Below are 19,216 nucleotides of genomic sequence, written 5' to 3'. Positions count from 1 at the left end.
GTCCTTGCCCATTACAGCGAATCGAGCACCGAGCGCAGCATCGTCATCATCTGATCGATCTCGCCGGTGGTGACGTTCAGCGCGGGCATGAAGCGCAGCAGATTCGGGCGCGCCGCATTCAGCAGCAAGCCGTCCGGTTGCATCAGACGCGCCTTCTCGACGATCTGCGGACCGATGTCCTTGCCGAGCAGCAACGCGCGCAACAAGCCTTCGCCGCGCTCGCCGTTGAAGCCGCGTTCTTCCGACAGTTCGAGCAGCTTCGCGCGCAGATAGTCGCCGGTTTTGCGGACGTTTTCGAGGAAGCCCGGCGCGGTCAGTTGCGAGATCACCGAGTAGCCGACCGCCGTCATCAGCGGATTGCCGTTGTAGGTGCCGCCCTGATCGCCCGCTTCGAACACGCAGATTTCTTGCTTCGCCATCAGCGCGGCCAGCGGCACGCCGCCGCCGATGCCCTTGCCGAGCGTCATGATGTCCGGTTCGACGCCCGACAGTTCGTACGCGAACAGCGTGCCGGCACGACCGCAACCGCTCTGCACTTCGTCGACGATCAGCAGCAGGTTGTGCTGTTTCGTCAGCGCGCGCAGTTGCTGCATGAATTCGCGCGTGGCCGGAATCACGCCGCCTTCGCCCTGGATCGGTTCGAGCATCACCGCGACCGTCTTGTCGTTGATCAGCTTCTCGACCGACGCGATGTCGTTCAGATCCGCTTTCGGGAAACCCGGCACTTGCGGCGCGTAGATCGTGTCCCAGCCCGGCTTGCCGCTCGCCGACATGGTCGCGATCGTGCGGCCGTGGAAGCTGTGATCGAACGTGATGATCTCGAACGCGCCGCCCTTGTTTTTCTTGCCCCACTTGCGCGCGAGTTTGATCGCGCCTTCGTTGGCTTCGGCGCCGCTGTTCGCGAAGAACACCTTGTCGAAGCAGCTGTGCTGCGTCAGCAGGCTGGCGAGCTGGGCCATCGGCTCGTTGTAGAACGCCGGCGACGGATTGATCAGCAGACGCGCTTGCGTGTTCAGCGCCTCGATCATGCCTTCGTTGCAATGACCGAGACTGTTGACCGCCCAACCCTGGATGAAGTCGAGATAGCGCTTGCCTTCGTTGTCATAGAGCCACGAGCCTTTGCCGTGCGTGTAGACGATCTCCGGACGGCTGGTGATGTACATCAGCGACTCGATGGGGTACTCATTGAAATTCATGGCAACAGGCTCCTGACGGCACTTAAGGTGAATGGACAACGCTAAGGTTTCAGCACGATGAAAAGCGGGCGGGAAAAACAAAAAAGCCACGGCAGGCCGTGGCTTTCATGATTCGAACTACATGCGCGTGTTTAGCGGCGCGAATCCGTGACGAGCCAGCGGCGCCCCAATGGGAGCGGCGAGCGGCGACGTCGGAGTTCGGATTGAATGCGGTTCATGCGTCGAAGGATACGATAAGCGCGACCGATGTGTAAACCGCTGAGTTGCATCGTTTTTGCAAACGCGCGGTTTCAGCGGCTTACCGTTTCGCGTTGCGTCAGACCGGGTTCGCTAGATCGGCGGCGCTGGTGAACGAGTCCGCGTAGAACTCGTCTTCGGGCAAGCCGTGATGCTGCGAGAAATCGCGCTGTGCCGATTCCACCATCACCGGCGCACCGCACGCATACACCTGATACGCGGACAGATCCGGCAAATCCTCGATCACCGCGCGATGCACGAAGCCGACGCGACCCGTCCACGCATCCGACGCGTCCGGCTCCGACAGCACCGGCACGAACGTGAAGTTCGGCACGTCGCGCGCCCATTGTTCGGCGAGTTCGAGCAGGTACAGGTCTTTCTTGCGACGTGCGCCCCAGTACAGCGTGACCGGACGCTCGATCTTCTTGTGCACGATATGTTCGACGATCGCCTTCAGCGGCGCGAAGCCCGTGCCCGAGCCGAGCAGCACGATCGGCTTGTCCGAATCTTCGCGCAGGAAGAACGTGCCGAGCGGCGCTTCGAAACGCAGGATGTCGCGTTCCTTCAGCGTGTTGAAGACGTGATCGGTGAACACGCCGCCGGGCATATGGCGGATATGCAGCTCGACCGGACCTTCGGCGTGCGGCGCGCTCGCCATCGAATAGCTGCGGCGCTTGCCGTCCTTCAGGATGAATTCGAGGTATTGACCGGCCAGATACTGCAGACGCTCGTTGGCGGGCAGTTGCAGCTTGAGCACGACGACGTCGTCGGCGACGCGCTCGATTGCGTTGACGCGGCACGGCAGCTTCTTGACCTGCACATCGCCGACACCGGCCACTTCGCGGATATCGATTTCGAGGTCGGAGCACGCGGTCGCGCAGCAGAACAGCGCCATGCCGCGGGTTTTTTCATCGTTCGACAATGCCGAAGACGAGTGCTGCGCCTGTTCGACATCGCCGTTCACCACGGTGCCCTTGCACGACCCGCACGCGCCGTTCTTGCAGCCGTACGGCAGGCCGATGCCCTGGCGCAAAGCGGCGCTCAGCACGGGTTCGTCGGGTTCCACTTGAAACTGCCGGCCGCTTTGCCGGAGGGTGACGTTGAATGCCATATCGTAGGGATCTTAAGTTCGGTGATGCTGTGATTCGGTAATGTATGCGGCGTGCGACCGCCGTCCTGCCATTGCGTGCGAGCCGTCGCCGAGGCGGGCGAGGACCGGTGCCGGTCGTTCTCGTCACGGGCTTGCGGCGGCTACAATGCGTCCACCATGAGAGCGACACGAACCTTGCGCCGGCCGCGCGTCCTGATCGTAGGATGCGGCGACGTCGGCATGCGCTGCGTCGAACTGCTGCGACCGCGCGCCCACCTCTACGCCCTGACGAGTCACCCGGAGCGCTGCACCGAATTGCGCGCGGCGGGCGTCAGCCCGCTGGTCGGCGATCTCGACGTGCGACGCAGCTTGCGCCGCCTCGGCGGTCTTGCGCCGACGGTGCTGCACCTCGCGCCGCCGCAAAAAGACGGCGAACTCGACCGGCGCACCCGCGCGCTGATTGCCGCGCTGACCGCACAGCCGCTTCGGGCCGCCCGCGCGACCCTGAAAACCGCTGCGCCGGTGGCCCGTTTGCGCCGCTTGCGCGGTGCGTCGATGCGACCACAGCCGACGAATATTGTACCCGACGGGGTGCATCGTCCGACGCAGGGCTCGTCGCGCGGCAGGATGCGCAAACCGGTGTTGCAGACCGGGCGTCCGGTGCCGCGTTCGCTGCCGGGCATCGGCAAACGTTGGGTGAATCCGCTGCACGCCGCGCCGCGCGTGGTCTATGCCAGTACGACCGGCGTCTATGGCGATTGCGGCGGTGCATGGATCGACGAAACGCGTCCGGTGCGCCCGGCGAATCCGCGCGCGCAGCGACGTGTATCGGCGGAACGGCTGTTGCGCAAGGCCACCGCGCGCGGCTCGATTGCCGCCAGCGTCGCGCGGATTCCCGGCATTTACGCAGGCAACCGCTTGCCGCTCGCGCGGCTGGAAAAGCGCACGCCCGCGTTGCTCGATGTCGACGACGTCTACACCAGCCATATCCACGCCGACGACCTCGCGGCGATTCTCGTGCGGATGACCACGCGCGGACGACCGGCGCGTGTGGTGCACGCGTCGGACGATAGCGGGATGAAGATGGGCGAGTATTTCGATGCCGTCGCCGATGCGTTCGGCGTTGCGCGCGCGCCGCGCATTTCGCGCGACGCCGCCGAACAGCAGATCGATCCGATGCTGCTGTCGTTCATGCGCGAGTCGCGCCGATTGATCAACCGGCGGCTGAAAGAAGAGTTGCGCGTGCGGCTGCGTTATCCGAGCGTCGACGACTTTCTCGCGACGCTCGAATAAGCCGATGCGCTGCAACACGCGGCGCATCCGCGCGTTCACGATCGCTTACGTCGGGCCGCGCGCCGGGTTTCGGTTCACGTCAACGCGGGCAGGGCTTCCAGCAGCAGGAAACACAGAAACGCGCCGATCAGCGCGCCGATCAGGTTCGGGTGGTACTTGTGGCGCATATGCATGATGGCCAGCAGGCCACCCACCACCAGCGCGCTTATAACAATGAACGCAATCATCAGGTATGAGATTGCAAAACCAGTGTGATGGATCATGGCGCCCCTCCCGGATTCCTTTGTAATCCTTGTTTAATCGAGTATAGGGCGGGATGTCAGGAAGGGCATGCTGCGCCGCAGCGCAAAACGCGAACTTTTTCGTGTGTGCGTACGGACTCGCACGCAGTGCTTCGTGCCGAATCAACGACTTCGGCGCGGGCTCGATGTTTACCCTTTCCGGAGAAGTCCGAGTGCGGTTTCGTCGAGCCATTGCCACGCGCCCGGTGCCAGTTCGGCGGGCAACGTATAGCCGCCGATGCTGTCGCGATGCAGCGCTTCGCAGCGGTTTCCGGCGGCGGCGATCATCCGTTTGACCTGATGATATTTGCCTTCGAGCACGGTCAGTTCGAGTTCGTGGTCACCGCGGGCGTTCGCGGCGACGGCGGCGATCGGTTTCGGCTCGCCGTGCAGCAGGACGCCTTCGCGCAACGCGCCAAGTTGTGCGTCGTCGAGCGGATGGCGGGTGGTCGCGACGTACAGCTTCGGCACCTTGCGTTTCGGTGACGTGAACGCGTGGACAAACTGGCCGTCGTCGGAGAGCAGCAGCAGGCCGGTCGTGTCCTGATCGAGACGCCCGACGCATTGCACGCCGCGCGTCGCGAATTGCGCCGGCAACAGGCTGAACACGCTTCGATGATGTTGCGGATCGCGCGAACATTCGTAGCCGGCCGGCTTGTTCAGCACGATATACGCGGCCGCGTGATACGGCCACGTGACGCCGTCGACCGTGAAGTTCAGCGCGTTGGTGTCGTGATCGGCGTCGGGATCGGTGGCGCTCTCGCCGTCGATCGTGACGTGGCCGCGGGCGATCAGCGCGCGGCATTGCCGACGCGAGCCGAAGCCTTGCGTAAAGAGAATGCTTTCGAGGTTCATCGGTGGTGGGGGCGCCGTGCTTGCGGCTGCGGCGGTCGGGCGATTGCGGAAGCCGCTATTGTGCCCGCAACGCCCGCCGCTTCGCGCGACCGGTCAGGCCGCCGCGCTCGCGTCACCGACGCGGGTATGCCGCAGGTACAGGAACGTCGACAGCGCGACGGCGGCCGCTGCGGCGACAGCCGCGAACAGGAACACCGAGCCGTAGCCGAATTCCCCGGCGATATACCCGGCGAGCGGCCCGGTAATCCCCAGCGACAGATCCAGAAACACCGAATACGCGGACAAGGCCGCGCCGCGGCTGGCCGGCGGCACCAGTCCGACCGCTTCGACGCCGAGCGCCGGAAACACCAGCGCGAAGCCGAAGCCGGTCAATGCCGCGCCCGCCAGCGCGAAATGCGGTTCGGGCGCGAGCCACAGCATCAGCAGACCGACACATTCGAATGAAAACGACGCGATGGCGACGCGAAAGCCGCCATAGGTCTTGATGGTGTTCGCGAACAGCAGCCGCGCGCCGATAAACAGCGTGCCGAAAACCGTCAGCGACAGCGCCGCGTTCGGCCAGTGCCGCGCGGCATAGAAGAGCGTGATGAAAGTGGCAATCGAACCGAAACCCGCCGAACCGAGCGCCAGGCCGATGCCGTGCGGCAACACGCGCGTGAACACGCTGCGATACGACATCCGTTCGCCGTGAACGACCGGCACCGGCGCAATCGGACGCGCGAGGTAGTAGCCCGCCGCCGCCAGCACGATCACGCAGATGCCGAGCGCCGCGAAGCCGACCGTGTGCGAGATCGCCACGCCGAGCGGTGCGCCGATGGCGAGCGCGCCATAGGTGGCGATGCCGTTCCACGAAATGACCCGCGCATTGTGGTTCGTGCCGACCCGGCCGATGCCCCACAGAATCGCGCCTGTCCCGCACAGGCTTTCGCCGAAACCGAGCACGAGGCGGCTCAGCACCAGCAGCGTCAGGCTCAGCACCGGCCAGCGACCCGTGACGACCGCCAGCAACAGCAGCACGCCGCTGATTCCGCAGCCGATCAAACCGATGGATACCGTTTTCTTGGGGCCGAGCGTGTCGGCCGAACGGCCGGCGAGCGGACGCGAGGCGAGCGTCGCGAAGTACTGGACGCTGATCGCGAGACCGGCGATGACCGCGCTGTAGCCGAGATCGTCGTGGACGTAGCCCGGCAACACGGCGAGCGGCAGACCGATCGTCAGGTAGCAGATAAAGGTGAAACAGACGACGGAAACGATCTGAAGCGTGATGGCAAATTCGCTGCGCGGTGATGCGGAGTCTGAGGGCATGGGGAAAACGACAGTTGAAAACGGCGGGAAGTCGTGATTTTCCCATGGAACCGGTCCCTGTGCGGGAGATGCTTAATATTTTTATGCTCAAAAATTGAGCGTCAGATGGACATCGATACGCGAAATGTGAATAAAAAGACCACACCGGCGACTACGGAAAGCCACGTGGATAAATGGTCAGTGGCAATTAATACGTAATATCGACAAAAATAAGGCACAGCAGCCACACCGTCATAAGCGCCGACGCACCCGTTCGTCTCAATTTATCGCGCTGACGATATGTCCCGCATGCGTTCCCCGCTATGGGTTACGAATATTGACGGTGATAGTTTTCGAATCGTCAACGCGACACTTTCACGCGCTTTCGAGCCGCAGACGCGAAGTGGACGCCGCCCTGCACAACCGATCCGAGTTCCGAGACATGAGCCAGCCCATCCGTTTTTATCACCGCAACGCGATCCGCGAAGTCGACGACGCGCCCGTCACCCGCACGGTGTTGCAATACCTGCGCGAGGACGCGCGCTGCACCGGCACCAAGGAAGGCTGCGCCGAGGGCGATTGCGGCGCGTGCACGGTCGTGGTCGGTGAACGCAACGCGAACGGCGGCGTCGATTTCAAGGCGGTCAACGCGTGCATCCAGTTTCTGCCGACGCTCGACGGCAAGGCGCTGTTCACCGTCGAGGATTTGCGCCAGCCGGACGGCTCGCTGCATCCGGTTCAGGAAGCGATGGTCGAATGTCACGGCTCGCAATGCGGCTTCTGCACGCCCGGCTTCGTGATGTCGATGTGGTCGCTGTATGAAAAACATGGGCACGAACACAGCTGCGCGAATCGCAGCGTGCCGTCGCGCGACCAGATTTCGAACGCGCTGACCGGCAATCTGTGCCGTTGCACCGGCTATCGGCCGATCGTCGATGCGGCGGTCAGGATGTTCGCCGCGCCCGCGCCGAAAGCGCCGCTCGATATCGACGCGCTGTCGCGCTCGCTCGCCGGCATCGAGCGCGACGATACGTTTCACTACGAACACAAAGGCCAGCATTTCGCCGCGCCGCGCAGCGTCGAAGCGCTCGCGCAGATCAAATCCGCCGCGCCCGACACGCGCATTCTCGCCGGCAGCACCGACATCGGCTTGTGGGTGACCAAGCAGATGCGCGAGCTTGGCGATATCGTCTATGTCGGGCAGATCGACGCATTGCGCCGGATCGAGACCACGCCCGACTGGATCGAGATCGGCGCGGGCGTCACGGTCGAGGCGGCGTACGCGGAACTCGCGAAGCACTATCCGGAACTGACCGAGATGTGGCAACGCTTCGCGTCGCTGCCGATCCGTAACGCAGGCACGCTCGGCGGCAATATCGCCAACGGCTCGCCGATCGGCGACTCGATGCCCGGTCTGATCGCACTGGGCGCGCACGTCGTGATCGGCGGCGACAGCGGCGGCGATAGCGCAAGCAACGGTCGCGGCACTCGCGAGATGCCGCTCGAAGACCTGTATCTGGCGTATCAGAAGAAGGACATGGCCGCGCACGAATTCGTCGCCGGTCTGAAGGTGCCGACCCGGACCGGCGCGCGCCGCAATCTGCAATTCCGCACGTACAAGCTGTCCAAACGTTTCGACTCGGATATCTCGGCGGTGTGCGCGGCCTTTTCGTTTATCGCGGACGGCGACACGATCCGCGAACCGCGCATCGCGTTCGGCGGGATGGCGGCGACGCCGAAGCGCGCGACCCACGTCGAAGCCGTGCTGAACGATGCCGAGTGGCACGAAGCGACCGCGCAAGCCGCGATGCTCGCGCTCTCGAACGACTACGCGCCGTTGTCCGATATGCGCGCGACCAAAGACTACCGGCTCGAAGCCGCGAAGAACACGCTGTATCGCTTCTGGCTCGAAACCCGTCCGCACGACCCGCTGCCGAAAAGCGCGCTCGACGTGCGCGCCGTGCTGGCAGCAGGCGCTACCGCGTAATCAGACAACGGAACCGGAGAACCCACGATGAACCAGCAAGCCGAACCGTTCCTGAAAGAAGCGCAGGCACTCGAAGATTTCGCACAGGTGCATATCTCGCGCCCGCATGAATCCGCGCATCTGCATGTCGCCGGACGCGCCACGTATACCGACGACATTCCCGTGGTTGCCGGGACGCTGCACGCAGCGCTCGGACTGTCCGCGAAAGCGCACGCGAAGATCGTGTCGATGTCGTTCGACAAGGTGCGCGCGACGCCCGGCGTGGTCGCGGTCTTTACCGCCGACGATATTCCCGGCGTCAACGAGTGCGGCCCGATCATCCACGACGATCCGGTGCTCGCGAACGGCATCGTGCAGTTCGTCGGACAGCCGATGTTCATCGTCGTCGCGACTTCGCACGAAATCGCGCGGCGGGCCGCGCGTCGCGCCGAGGTCGTCTACGACGAACTGCCCGCGATCCTGACCGCGAAACAGGCGCGCGCCGCGAACACGCATGTGCTGCCGCCGATGAAAATCGCGCGTGGCGAACCGGGCAACAAGATCGCGCGCGCCACGTATCGCGACGAAGGCGAAATGCTGCTCGGCGGTCAGGAGCAGTTCTATCTGGAAGGGCAGATTTCGTACGCGGTGCCGAAAGACGACGACGGCATGCATATCTGGTGCTCGACGCAGCACCCGACCGAAATGCAGCATCTGGTCGCTCACGTGCTCGGCGTCGCGTCGCACAACGTGCTGGTCGAATGTCGCCGGATGGGCGGCGGATTCGGCGGCAAGGAGTCGCAATCGGGGCTGTTCGCGTGCTGCGCCGCGCTGGCCGCATGGAAGCTGCTGTGCCCGGTCAAGCTGCGCCCGGACCGCGACGACGACATGATGGTGACCGGCAAGCGCCACGATTTCCACTACACGTACGAAGTCGGTTACGACGAGCAGGGCGTGCTCGACGGCGTATCCGTCGATATGACGTCGCGCTGCGGCTTCTCGGCGGATCTGTCGGGACCGGTGATGACGCGCGCGCTGTGCCATTTCGACAACGCGTACTGGCTGCCGGACGTGTCGATCGCGGGCTTTTGCGGCAAGACCAACACGCAGTCGAACACCGCGTTCCGTGGTTTCGGCGGCCCGCAAGGCGCGTTCGCGATCGAATACATCATGGACAACGTCGCGCGTTCGCTCGACCTCGACCCGCTCGACGTCCGCCGTCGCAACCTGTACGGCACGACCGAACGCAACCTGACGCCGTACGGTCAGACCGTCGAAGACAACGTGATCCACCACCTGCTCGACGAACTCGAAGCAACCAGCGACTACCGCGCGCGTCGCGCCGAAATTCGCGAGTTCAATGCGAACAACGCGATCCTGAAGAAGGGGATCGCGGTGACGCCGGTGAAGTTCGGCATCGCGTTCAACGTGACGCACTTCAACCAGGCGGGCGCGCTGGTCCACATCTACACCGACGGCTCGGTGCTGGTGAATCACGGCGGCACCGAAATGGGCCAGGGTTTGAACACCAAGGTCGCGCAGGTGGTCGCGCATGAACTCGGCATCATGTTCAAGCGCGTGCGCGTGACCGCGACGGACACCAGCAAGGTCGCGAACACGTCGGCGACGGCGGCCTCGACCGGTTCCGATCTGAACGGCAAGGCGGCGCAAGATGCGGCGCACCAGTTGCGCACACGGCTCGCGACGTTCGCCGCGGAGAAGTTCGGCGCGGGTCAGGTCGATGCGGCCAGCGTGCGCTTCGCCAACGACAACGTGATCGTCGGCGAGACGGTCGTGCCGTTCGAGGAAGTGATCTCGAAGGCGTATCTCGCGCGCGTGCAGTTGTGGTCCGACGGTTTCTACGCGACGCCGAAGCTGTACTGGGACCAGGCCAAACTGCAAGGCCGGCCGTTTTCCTATTACTCGTACGGCGCGGCTGTGTCGGAAGTGGTGATCGATACGCTGACGGGCGAAATGCGCGTGTTGCGCGCCGATGCGCTGCACGACGTCGGCGCGTCGCTGAATCCGGCGCTTGACGTCGGACAGGTGGAAGGCGGCTTCATTCAGGGCATGGGCTGGCTGACCACCGAAGAATTGTGGTGGAACGACGGCGGCAAGCTGATGACGCATGCGCCGTCCACGTACAAGATTCCGACCGTCAACGACACGCCGCCCGATTTCCGCGTGCGCCTGTTCAACAACCGCAACGTGGAAGACAGCATCCATCGTTCGAAAGCGGTGGGCGAACCGCCGTTGCTGTTGCCGTTCTCGGTGTTCTTTGCGATCCGCGACGCGGTCGCGGCCGTCGGAGATTACCGCATCAATCCGCCGCTGAATGCGCCCGCCACGGCCGAGGAAATCCTCAAAGCGGTCGGCGCGGTGAAGTCGGCGGCGGCGGCAAATCGTGCAAGCGCACGCGTCTGATGATGCGGGCTTCGGAGATCGCGATGAAAAACATGCGTTTGAGCGATCCGGCCGCGCCGGCGCTCGCAGACACCGGCCCCCGGTCTGACGACCGCGCGAAATCGCGTCCGATGCACATCGTGCTGTTCGGCGCGGGGCATGTCGGCCATGCGTTGATAGCGTTGCTCGGGCGTCTGCCGTGCGTCGTGCAATGGGTGGACGAGCGCGACGAACTGTTCCCCGACGAAACCCCGCCGAACGTGCAGGTCGAAGCCACCGACACGCCCGAATCGATACGTCGATCAGGCGCCGGCGGGCGCGTACTTTCTGGTGATGACGCACAACCACGCGCTCGATTTCGCGCTTGCCGCACGCATCATGCGGCGGCGCGATTTCACGTACTTCGGGATGATCGGTTCGGCGACCAAGCGCGTGAAGTTCGAGCGGCGCTTGATCGAGCGAGGCGTGCAGCCTGAGCGGATGGACGAGATGGTGTGCCCGATCGGCGTGCCGGGGATCGTCGATAAAGCACCGCCATCGATCGCGCTCGCGGTGTGCGCGGAGTTGCTGCAGATCCGCTCGCGGGCGGTGACGGCAGATGTCAGCGTGACAGCAAGGCCGACACGTCAGCGTGATCTTCAGGCTTTGCGCGTTTGACCCGGCGCGCGCCGCGCGCCACCAGTTGCTCCGATACTTGCGACATCAACGCCCGCAGCCAGCCGATATCGCTCGGCCGACCGGCTTGCGGGTGCCACAACTGATAGCACTTGATCCGCGGAAACGGGATCGGTGCATCGACCACCGCCAGCGGCAGAATGCCCGCATAGTGACTCGCGAATCGCCGCGTCGTCGTAAAGATCAGATCCGATTGCAGTAGTACTTGCGGCACGAGGCCGAAGTACGGAATGGTTGCGACCACGCGACGTTGCGCATGCGCGCGCGCAAAGCCGATATCGATCGCGCCGCCGCGTGCGCCGCTATACGCGGTAGGCGCGAGATGCGGGGCCGCGAGATACGCGTCGCGGGTCATCGGACGCCGCGCGAGCGGATGATCGGCGCGCATCAGGCACACGACGGTATCGGAGAACAGATCGCTTTTGCCGAAGCGCGGATCGGGCTTCGGCCAGTTGCCGATCACGAGATCGAGTTCGCCCGCGTCGAGTGCGGCGTCGTGATCGAGCGTCGGGCTCAACGAACCGATCTCCAGCCGCGCATGCGGTGCCGCCTCGCGAAACTGCGCGATCACGGTCGGCATGAAGAAGTCGTTCAGATAATCCGGCGCGGCGACGCGGAACGTGCGGCGCGAACGCTCGGGATCGAAGTCGCCGTGCGGCGTCGCGACGAAATCGACTTCGCGCAGCACGCGTTGCGCCGACGCCAGCAGCGACTCGCCGTATTCGGTCGGCACCATGCCGGATTTGCCGCGCACGAGAATCGGATCGTTCAGGGTCTCGCGCAGCTTGCGCAGCGCGGTGCTGATCGCCGGTTGCGTCTGGTTCAGGCGCATCGCCGTCTGCGTGACGCTGCGTTCGACCAGCAGCGTGTGCAGCACGCGCACGAGCCAGATATCGAGGGAAGCGGCGGTGTCATCCATAAGCGGGGCAAGCGAAGTCGAAGGCGGGCGGGATCGTGCAAAAGCGGGCTTTCGGCGACGCGCAAGACGATGTGCGGAAAGCCTAAACCTTAGGCCTGTTTGCGATGCGACGGCATAGCGGGCGCGGTATGACCGGCATCAGCGAAGCCGCTTTTCGCTTATCTGCGAGTGCGCGCGTTGCGTGACGTGCGGCGCAATCGAAACGGCCGCGCCGAAGCGGCGCGGCCGTGCGTGTTGTCAGCGTAGTTCAGCGCCGGGTCAATCTTCCGCAAGACCCGACGGCAGCGTGCTGATGCGCCTGACTTCTTTCGAGTCGAGCCAGTTCGGCGTGCGCGCGCAGTACAGCACCATCGGCAATGCGTCTTCGCCCCAGAACAGTTGCCGGTTCATCCAGAACGTCGGCACGCCGAATACGCCGAGGTCCAACGCGTCTTCGGTATTGCGGCGCAACTTTTCCTTGATGTCGGCGCGCTGGATCAGCGCCGGACCGTCGGGCAAACCGACGCGTTCGCACAGTTCCGCAAACGCTTCGGGGGTGGACGGATCACGGCCTTCGCGCCAGATGAAACGGAAAATTTCGCGCGTCACGTTGATGTCGCCGCCCGCGGCGATGGCCAGCAGCATCGGGCCGGTCGAGTCGAACGGATGCACGGGCGGCATCCGGTACGGAATGCCCAGTTGTTCCGCGCGAAACAGCGCGTGACGATACGTGAACGTGCGCTTGGACGGCACGCCGTAAGCGGGGCGCTGCGACCAGCGCTCGACCAGTTCGTTGACGGACACCGGCGTCGCGACGAACGGGAACGCGGGCCATTTGTCGTATTGCTCCAGCAGCAGGTACGAGAACGGCGAAACGAAATCGTAAAACCACAACGGTTGCGTGGCGTCGATGCCATCGGTCATAAATGTCTCCGGGATTGCCTGTCGGGCGGTCGCGATTCTGCTAAACCGCCGGATGTGTGGTGATCTTACGCGGAGCCGGAGCGGCGCGCATCCCAGGTATTGCGCAGGCGGCGATCACGCATCGCGCGGGGCGGGATTGAGCGGCGGCGCGGTATCGGGCGAGGCCGAGGCCGTTTCCGCAGCGGTCGGAGCGTCGCGGCTATGCATCAGCCGTTCGCGGACGAAGCCGATATGCTCGCGCAGCACGTAGAACTGATCGGCGTACGCCAGCGGCATCTTCAGACCGTTGACGGATTCCTCGATGGCGTCGAGCTTCTCGATCAGCGTGCGCCGTTCTTCCGGCGAATGTTCGCTGAGCGCGCCGCGCTCGATCGCGATCAGCGCGCCGTACCAGCGGTAGATCCGCGATTTCACCCGCCATGCGTACAGCGACGGCACCAGCCGCAAACCCGGAATCAGCACCACGACGATCGGCACCAGCACCACCAGCAGGCGATCCGCGAGACTGGCGAGCCAGAACGGCAGCACGCGATACAGAAAGCCCTTGCCCGACTTGTAGTAGCGCGCGGCGTCGTCGCCGATCGGGAAATCGTGCGCGAGCGGCGCGGGGAATTCGTTGGCGCGCTGCATCACGTTTGCCTTGCCGTGCACTTCCTTCGCGGCTTCGATCATCAGATCCGACAGCGCGGGATGCAGCGAATCGCGCGCGACCAGTTCGGTGGTCGGCGCAACCATATGGATCGTGTTCGACGGCAGGTTGCGGCCGAGGTCGAATGCGCCCATCGGCAACGTGATTTCCGTCAGATACGGAAAGCGGCGCGAGTAGGCGTCGGCTTGCGTGAAGTTGTAGAACTGCACGCCGGGCGTCCGGTACAGCTTGCCCATCACCGGCGGCTGCGCGGAATCGCCGGCGAGAAACGCGGCGTCCACCTTGCCGGTGGTCAGCGCCTGCGCGGCTTCGTCGCCGGACAGCGGCAACAGCGTGGTCGGGCCGCCGGGTTCGATGCCGTTCGCTTTCAGCAAGGCCAGCGCGAGGTCGCGCGTGCCGCTGCCTTCCGCGCCGATCGCAAGACGCAAGCCTTTGAATTCGGACAATCGCGTGACGATGTGCGGCCGGGTTTCGCCGCCAGGCGCGTTGCCGGCGCTTTTCCGGCCGCGCGGCGTGGCCTTGCCGGATGATCCGGACTGACCGGACGAACCAGCCGAACCACCCGGCTGATCCACGGATTCCGGCCGGCTGCGGTAGAAGATCGCCAGCGGCACATACGACACGCTGCCGAGCGAAATCAGATCCTGCCGCGATTGCGTCGGCGCGATGCCGTCCTGCACGAAACCGACATCGACGTTGCCGTGCGGATCGGCGAGCCGCTTCAGGTTGTCGAGCGAGCCTTCGGACGGCAGCACGACCAGCGTGATCCGGTTGCGCGCGAGGATCTCCTTGTACTTTTGCGCCGCATTCCAAAACGTACTGCCGACCGGTCCGGCGCTCATCGTCAGCGTACTGGGCGGCGCGGGCTGGATCAGCCGCACCGCGAGGTAGATCGCGGCGGCGCTGACCAGCAGGATCGGACCGAACGAGACCGCCAGGTCGCGCCAGGAGATCGCCACGAAACGGGCGACGAGGCGAGGAGGTTTGCGGCCGGACAGGGGCTTCATCGGATGACGGGGCGGATGCGAACGGATGCGGTGGAGACGACCAATGGCTCGCGCCGATGGTACATGAGCGCGCCGCGCCCGGAATTCATAAACCAGTAACAAATCGTGAAAGACAGGCGGCGGCGCCTCATGCCGTGGCGGCGCGCGGCCACGATGGGCGCTGGTGCGCGATGCTGACTAAACCCTTTGCGCTTCTCGCGCGGCTAGATTAAATTGTGCATCGCTGCTGCGATTCAAGCGTTTGCGCAGCGCGACCCGGCACGACAAAGCAGAACCGGGCGCGCTGGCGGACTTCGCGGCAGTTCGGCCCGCCTGAACGCACGGTTCACGGCAGCCGGCTTCTCTCGCCTCTCGCACACCGTCAAAGCCATATCGGCCGTTGGATCGCCGCGCGTATTCGCTCGCGCGCGTCGCCAGGCGCGTGATCGCGCGCGCGTGGCGCCAGGCCGCCGGAAGTCGTAACGAAGCCGCAGTGAGATGCGGTCCAAACCGAAGTAAAAGGAGAAAAGCATGAAATCGGTCGGTTTTTTGAAGGCGCTGGGTGGTGTGGTGGCAATGGTCGTTGCTTGCAACGTGTATGCACAGGCAAGCGATGCCGGCACGATGGCAGCGCCGGCAACGAGCGCGAAAGCCGGCAAGAAGGCTAACAGCCAGCTCGGCCGCAAGGTCCGCGCGGCGATCGGCAAGACGCCCGGCGTCGACGTGTCGAACATCGTCGTGCGCGCACGCGGCGGCGCGGTTTCGCTGACCGGCTCGGTGCCGGACCAAGGCCAGATCGACGCAGCCGGCACGGCCGCCAAGGGCGTCGCAGGCGTCACGTCGGTGAGCAACAAGCTCTCGGTGGTGCAACAGTAAGCGCTGCTTCGCGGACACGGCGGATCGAGGTTCCGCGGTGTCCGCGGTGCACGCTTGCGTGACGAAGCGCGGCACGTGGACGCGCGGTGGATCGCTGTGCGTCTATCCGGCGCGGGCGATTTCCGTGCGATGAATGTGTCGCGGCGACGAAAACGGGCTCCGGCGAAATCGCCGGAGCCCGTTTTTTTTCGATTTATTTTCCGCTGACGCGCGTAGCGTGACGCGTATTCACGCGCGGCGGACGCGCTTGCTGGCCGGCGATGACCGATCCGGTCGAGGCTCGCAAAAACCCGTGCGCCATGACACACAATTTTCGTATTGGCAGGCGTACTGTGAGGTTATGCACGGGAGTCAACGATATGAACACGACGCTGCAGGACTACACCGATCTGCCGATCGGCGAACGGGCCGCCTTCGAACTGGTGTGCGCGCGGCACGGTTTTGCGCCGGCCCACTTCGAAGTCACCGGATGTCCCGATCCGGACGATATCGCTCATTGCGCGCGGCTCGTGACGGTGCGGCGTGGCGGCTGGGCGCAGTCGTACCGGCTGGATTCGGCGGGGCACTGGGTCCGGCAGTTCGAAAACGATCTGACCTGCCGGTTCTTCAAGTAACGCGCCCGCAGGTTCCGTTCAGGCCAGCACCAGTCGCACGCCCACCAGCGTGAGTGTCGCGGCGAGCAGGTTGCGCAGCAGCGCATCCGGCGCGCGCGACGACAGATAGCTGCCGATCGCGATGCCCGGCAGCGAGCCGACCAGCAACGACAGCAACATCGCCCAGTCGATCGAACCGAGCAGCCAGTGGCCGGCGCCCGCCAGCAGCGTCAGCGGCACCGCGTGTGCGATGTCCGAGCCGACGATACGGGTGGTCGGCAGCAGCGGATACAGCAAAAGCAGCACCGTCACGCCGATCGCGCCCGCACCCACCGACGTCAGCGACACCAGCACACCGAGCACCGCACCGGTCAGAATCGTCAGGCCGAGCGTGCGCGCATGGCTTTGCGCGCTCGCGCGCCGCGCGGCCAGCGCCGCGAGCTTCGGGCGAAAGATCAGTGCGACCGCGGTGATCAGCAGGGCCGCGCCGAGCACGACCTGGATCAGACGGCTCGCGCCCGGCGTATCCATCCCATAGCGATGCAGCAGGATCAGCGTGATGGTCGCGGCGGGCACGCTGCCGGCCGCGAGCCGCAGCGTCACGCCCCAATCCACCGAACCTTTCAGACCGTGAACCAGCGTGCCGGTCGCCTTGGTCGCGGCCGCGTACAGCAGGTCGGTGCCGACGGCAGTGGCCGGATGGACGTTGAACAGCAGCACGAGGATCGGCGTCATCAGCGAGCCGCCGCCAACACCCGTCAGCCCGACCAGGAAGCCGACGAACAGACCGGACAGCGAGTACAGCAGATTCAGATGGGGAAGGGCCATGAAGCGGACCGCGAACGGTCGATGGAGGTTGCGAACCGCGTGTTCCGGCGGCAAACGCCGCGAAGCACGCACAGAGACTGGCGTGACAAAGGCGCTATTGTCGCAAAAGTGGCGCGGTTGCGTCGGTATCCGGAAATGGCGTGCGCCTTTCCCAGACCTTCACGACGGCCGCAGCGGAAGCGGAAGTGGGATTCGAACGAGGACGAGAACGAAGACGAAGTGCATTCAGGACGCGCGCGAGCCGGACGGCCGCGCGCGATCTCGCCGATTGCGTCAATGCTTTTTCGGCGTGGCGGTTGAGGACGGCGTTACCCGAATGGGTTGCGCGCCCGACGGCGTGACAGGCGCCGGCGATTTCTTGTTGGCCTGTTTCGGTTTCTTTGTTTCGCGATTGCTGCGCATCTGACCTTTTGCCATACGGTGACTCCCGGTTGCGTGTGTGCGCCCGTCGAATTGGCCGGGCGTCGCCATCGAGTGTGCGCCGAATCGACATCGCTGTCGCCGGAAGTTTTTGGCGCGACGCTTACGTGCGGGCGTCGCGCCGGGCGGTCAGGCAAGGCGTGCCAGTTATCCGTGACGCACGCCGCGCGTCATCTCATCTTCATGCAGCAGTTGCGTCGGCGTGCTCGCGTTCGTCGGCTGCCGCGTTCTTGCTGTTGCGATTCGCGGTGCGATAACGCGTCGGCGAGATCGACAGACGCCGGCGGAAGATTTTCGCGAGACCGTCGCCGCTGCGCATGCCGCAGCGGCGCGCGATCGCATCGATCGGGAGATCGGTGCCGGTCAGCAGCAGGCAACTCGCGTCGAGTCGTGCACGCAATAGATATTCCGACGGCGTCAGACCCATCTGCGTCTTGAAGCGTCGGAGAAAACTGCGCTCGCTCATCTGCGCGACCTGCGCGGCGTCGCTGACGGAAATCAGCTTGCCGTAGTTCGAACGCAACCACGATGCGGCCGTGTTGATGCGTCCGCTCAACGCGTCCGATTCCGCATCGTCGAGCATCACGCCGAGGCGCCGCCATGCTCCCGGCGCGGAGCGTTCGGAGATCAGTTGCGCCATCGACGTGCCGTGATCGCGGCGAATCACCGTCAGCGCCGCGACGATCGGTCCGCGCGGCGAATCGATCGCGGTGTTCGCGTAATCACCCGGTAATGCGCGCCATTGCGTGCTGCGCACCGACGCGGTCGTGATACTGCCGCGTCCCACCGACAGATCCGCTGCCGCCAGCAACGCGCGTCCTTCGCCGAGCGCTTTCACGATGCCGACTTGCGGCGCGATCGCGCGCAGGCGTCCGAGGAATGTGCTGTTGAATCTGGCGCGCGCCGCACCCGGACCGCCGGCGATAAACAGCGTGTCGAAGCCGCCGAGCAGCGGACCGTTCAGGCTGTCGGTCCAGACCTGCAACGAACACTGGCTCGCGACGCTGCCGCCGTGCTCGGACAACATCACCACCGAATACGGAACATCCGCGCCGGTCTGTGCGACGTGCGCCTCGTTGGCAAGGCGAAACGCTTCGGCAATCGAGCTGACGTCGCTGAGTGGGAAGCCGTCGAACACCAGGATCCCGATCCGTTTGGCGGCACGCACAATGCCGGCCGGATTGCCATGAGCGACCGGCGACTTGGCGCGACTCCGGATCATCACATTCTTCTCTTGCATTGAGGTCTCCCTTCGCTTGTGAGGCGCTAGCGGAAATACGCCTTGGCGTTTTCGTGGACGTCGTCGCGGGCGAGCAGCTCTTCCGGCGCAAGCCATGCATATTCGCTGTGCTGATCGAAGCGGCCGACGGATGCCGTGCTGGCGAGCGACAGTGCATACGCGAGCACGATGTAGTGCGTGGTGATCTCTTCCTGGGCGGCGAAGTTGTCGCTATAGAGGTGTTCGAACAAACCGCCGAAGCGCGCGGCGGATCGTTCCATGCTGGCGATGCCCAACTCCGCATCGACGATGCGCGTGAACGCTTCGTCGAGTCGCTCGCCTTTGCGGATGCGTCCGCCGGGTACGAACCAGGTGCCGAGCGCGGGCCGGTTGCGACGTCGTCCGAGCAACACCCGCCCGGCTGTGTCCCATACGATCAGATCGATGGACACCAGCGGTGTCATGCGAACGACGTCGAGAAAATCGGGCGCATTGAGCATTGGAGTGGGGTCGCGTAGCGCGTGCTTAACTGGAAAGTTCAAC

At 64.6% G+C, this 19,216-nt stretch carries 16 protein-coding genes and 1 pseudogene; 6 read left to right on the top strand and 11 right to left on the bottom strand.

Annotated elements, in window-relative coordinates; translation table 11 throughout:
- Window positions 1–11: 11 nt before the first annotated feature.
- Both PW947_RS21725 and PW947_RS21720 read right to left on the bottom strand, forming a co-directional pair.
- A complete protein-coding gene (locus PW947_RS21725; protein ID WP_299634464.1) occupies window positions 12–1,196 on the bottom strand; it encodes an acetylornithine transaminase in 1,185 nt (394 codons plus the stop codon).
- Window positions 1,197–1,512: 316 nt separating this feature from the next.
- Complete coding sequence (locus PW947_RS21720; RefSeq protein WP_299634463.1) at window positions 1,513–2,544, bottom strand: CDP-6-deoxy-delta-3,4-glucoseen reductase; 1,032 nt, start codon at window positions 2,542–2,544, stop codon at window positions 1,513–1,515.
- A gap of 156 nt (window positions 2,545–2,700) precedes the next feature.
- Between PW947_RS21720 and PW947_RS21715 the strand changes: the two genes are divergently transcribed.
- Complete coding sequence (locus PW947_RS21715; protein WP_299634462.1) at window positions 2,701–3,816, top strand: NAD-dependent epimerase/dehydratase family protein; 1,116 nt, start codon at window positions 2,701–2,703, stop codon at window positions 3,814–3,816.
- A gap of 74 nt (window positions 3,817–3,890) precedes the next feature.
- Here PW947_RS21715 and PW947_RS21710 read toward each other — a convergent pair whose 3' ends face one another.
- From PW947_RS21710 to PW947_RS21700, 3 genes are all read right to left on the bottom strand, one after another.
- Window positions 3,891–4,079: a hypothetical protein gene (locus PW947_RS21710; protein ID WP_299634461.1), complete on the bottom strand. Its 189-nt coding sequence runs from the start codon at window positions 4,077–4,079 to the stop codon at window positions 3,891–3,893.
- A 168-nt stretch (window positions 4,080–4,247) separates the two neighbouring features.
- Window positions 4,248–4,952 (bottom strand): 16S rRNA pseudouridine(516) synthase, encoded by a 705-nt coding sequence (locus PW947_RS21705; RefSeq protein WP_299634460.1) that lies wholly within the window; start codon window positions 4,950–4,952, stop codon window positions 4,248–4,250.
- Window positions 4,953–5,045: 93 nt separating this feature from the next.
- Complete coding sequence (locus PW947_RS21700; RefSeq protein ID WP_299634459.1) at window positions 5,046–6,257, bottom strand: MFS transporter; 1,212 nt, start codon at window positions 6,255–6,257, stop codon at window positions 5,046–5,048.
- A gap of 421 nt (window positions 6,258–6,678) precedes the next feature.
- Here PW947_RS21700 and xdhA point away from each other — a divergent pair, with 421 nt between their 5' ends.
- The 3 genes and pseudogenes from xdhA to xdhC all read left to right on the top strand — a co-directional run bounded on the left by xdhA (window position 6,679) and on the right by xdhC (window position 11,262).
- Window positions 6,679–8,223 (top strand): xanthine dehydrogenase small subunit, encoded by a 1,545-nt coding sequence (gene xdhA, locus PW947_RS21695; RefSeq protein WP_299634458.1) that lies wholly within the window; start codon window positions 6,679–6,681, stop codon window positions 8,221–8,223.
- Between the two features lie 27 nt (window positions 8,224–8,250).
- A complete protein-coding gene (gene xdhB, locus PW947_RS21690) occupies window positions 8,251–10,626 on the top strand; it encodes a xanthine dehydrogenase molybdopterin binding subunit (RefSeq protein ID WP_299634457.1) in 2,376 nt (791 codons plus the stop codon).
- Between the two features lie 110 nt (window positions 10,627–10,736).
- Window positions 10,737–11,262: pseudogene (xdhC, locus tag PW947_RS21685) on the top strand (xanthine dehydrogenase accessory protein XdhC).
- Here the strand turns inward: xdhC and PW947_RS21680 are convergent.
- The 3 genes from PW947_RS21680 to PW947_RS21670 form a co-directional block, all read right to left on the bottom strand.
- A complete protein-coding gene (locus tag PW947_RS21680; RefSeq protein WP_299634456.1) occupies window positions 11,207–12,199 on the bottom strand; it encodes a LysR substrate-binding domain-containing protein in 993 nt (330 codons plus the stop codon). The pseudogene xdhC and the gene PW947_RS21680 overlap by 56 nt on opposite strands.
- 258 nt (window positions 12,200–12,457) lie before the next feature.
- On the bottom strand, window positions 12,458–13,102 hold the full coding sequence (locus PW947_RS21675; RefSeq protein ID WP_299634455.1) for a 2-hydroxychromene-2-carboxylate isomerase: 645 nt from the start codon (window positions 13,100–13,102) through the stop codon (window positions 12,458–12,460).
- Window positions 13,103–13,216: 114 nt separating this feature from the next.
- Window positions 13,217–14,758, bottom strand: coding sequence for a TAXI family TRAP transporter solute-binding subunit (locus PW947_RS21670; RefSeq protein ID WP_299634454.1), 1,542 nt, complete (start codon window positions 14,756–14,758; stop codon window positions 13,217–13,219).
- A gap of 510 nt (window positions 14,759–15,268) precedes the next feature.
- On the opposite strand from PW947_RS21670, the gene PW947_RS21665 reads away from it, so the two are divergent.
- Together PW947_RS21665 and PW947_RS21660 are read left to right on the top strand one after the other, a co-directional pair.
- The gene (locus PW947_RS21665) at window positions 15,269–15,613 is read left to right on the top strand and encodes a BON domain-containing protein (protein WP_299634452.1); all 345 of its coding nucleotides are present in this window, start codon (window positions 15,269–15,271) and stop codon (window positions 15,611–15,613) included.
- Window positions 15,614–15,972: 359 nt separating this feature from the next.
- Window positions 15,973–16,227, top strand: a complete 255-nt coding sequence (locus PW947_RS21660; RefSeq protein WP_299634451.1) for a hypothetical protein — start codon at window positions 15,973–15,975, stop codon at window positions 16,225–16,227.
- A gap of 18 nt (window positions 16,228–16,245) precedes the next feature.
- Here the strand turns inward: PW947_RS21660 and PW947_RS21655 are convergent, their stop codons facing one another.
- From PW947_RS21655 to PW947_RS21645, 3 genes are all read right to left on the bottom strand, one after another.
- The gene (locus tag PW947_RS21655) at window positions 16,246–17,034 is read right to left on the bottom strand and encodes a sulfite exporter TauE/SafE family protein (protein ID WP_299634450.1); all 789 of its coding nucleotides are present in this window, start codon (window positions 17,032–17,034) and stop codon (window positions 16,246–16,248) included.
- 601 nt (window positions 17,035–17,635) lie between these two features.
- Window positions 17,636–18,694, bottom strand: coding sequence for a helix-turn-helix domain-containing protein (locus PW947_RS21650; protein ID WP_299634449.1), 1,059 nt, complete (start codon window positions 18,692–18,694; stop codon window positions 17,636–17,638).
- Window positions 18,695–18,720: 26 nt separating this feature from the next.
- A complete protein-coding gene (locus tag PW947_RS21645; RefSeq protein WP_299634448.1) occupies window positions 18,721–19,173 on the bottom strand; it encodes a GDP-mannose mannosyl hydrolase in 453 nt (150 codons plus the stop codon).
- Window positions 19,174–19,216 lie beyond the last annotated feature (43 nt).

This window comes from Paraburkholderia sp., from assembly GCF_028283785.1.
Taxonomy (GTDB): domain Bacteria; phylum Pseudomonadota; class Gammaproteobacteria; order Burkholderiales; family Burkholderiaceae; genus Paraburkholderia.
This window is presented reverse-complemented; position numbering and strand designations above follow the sequence as displayed.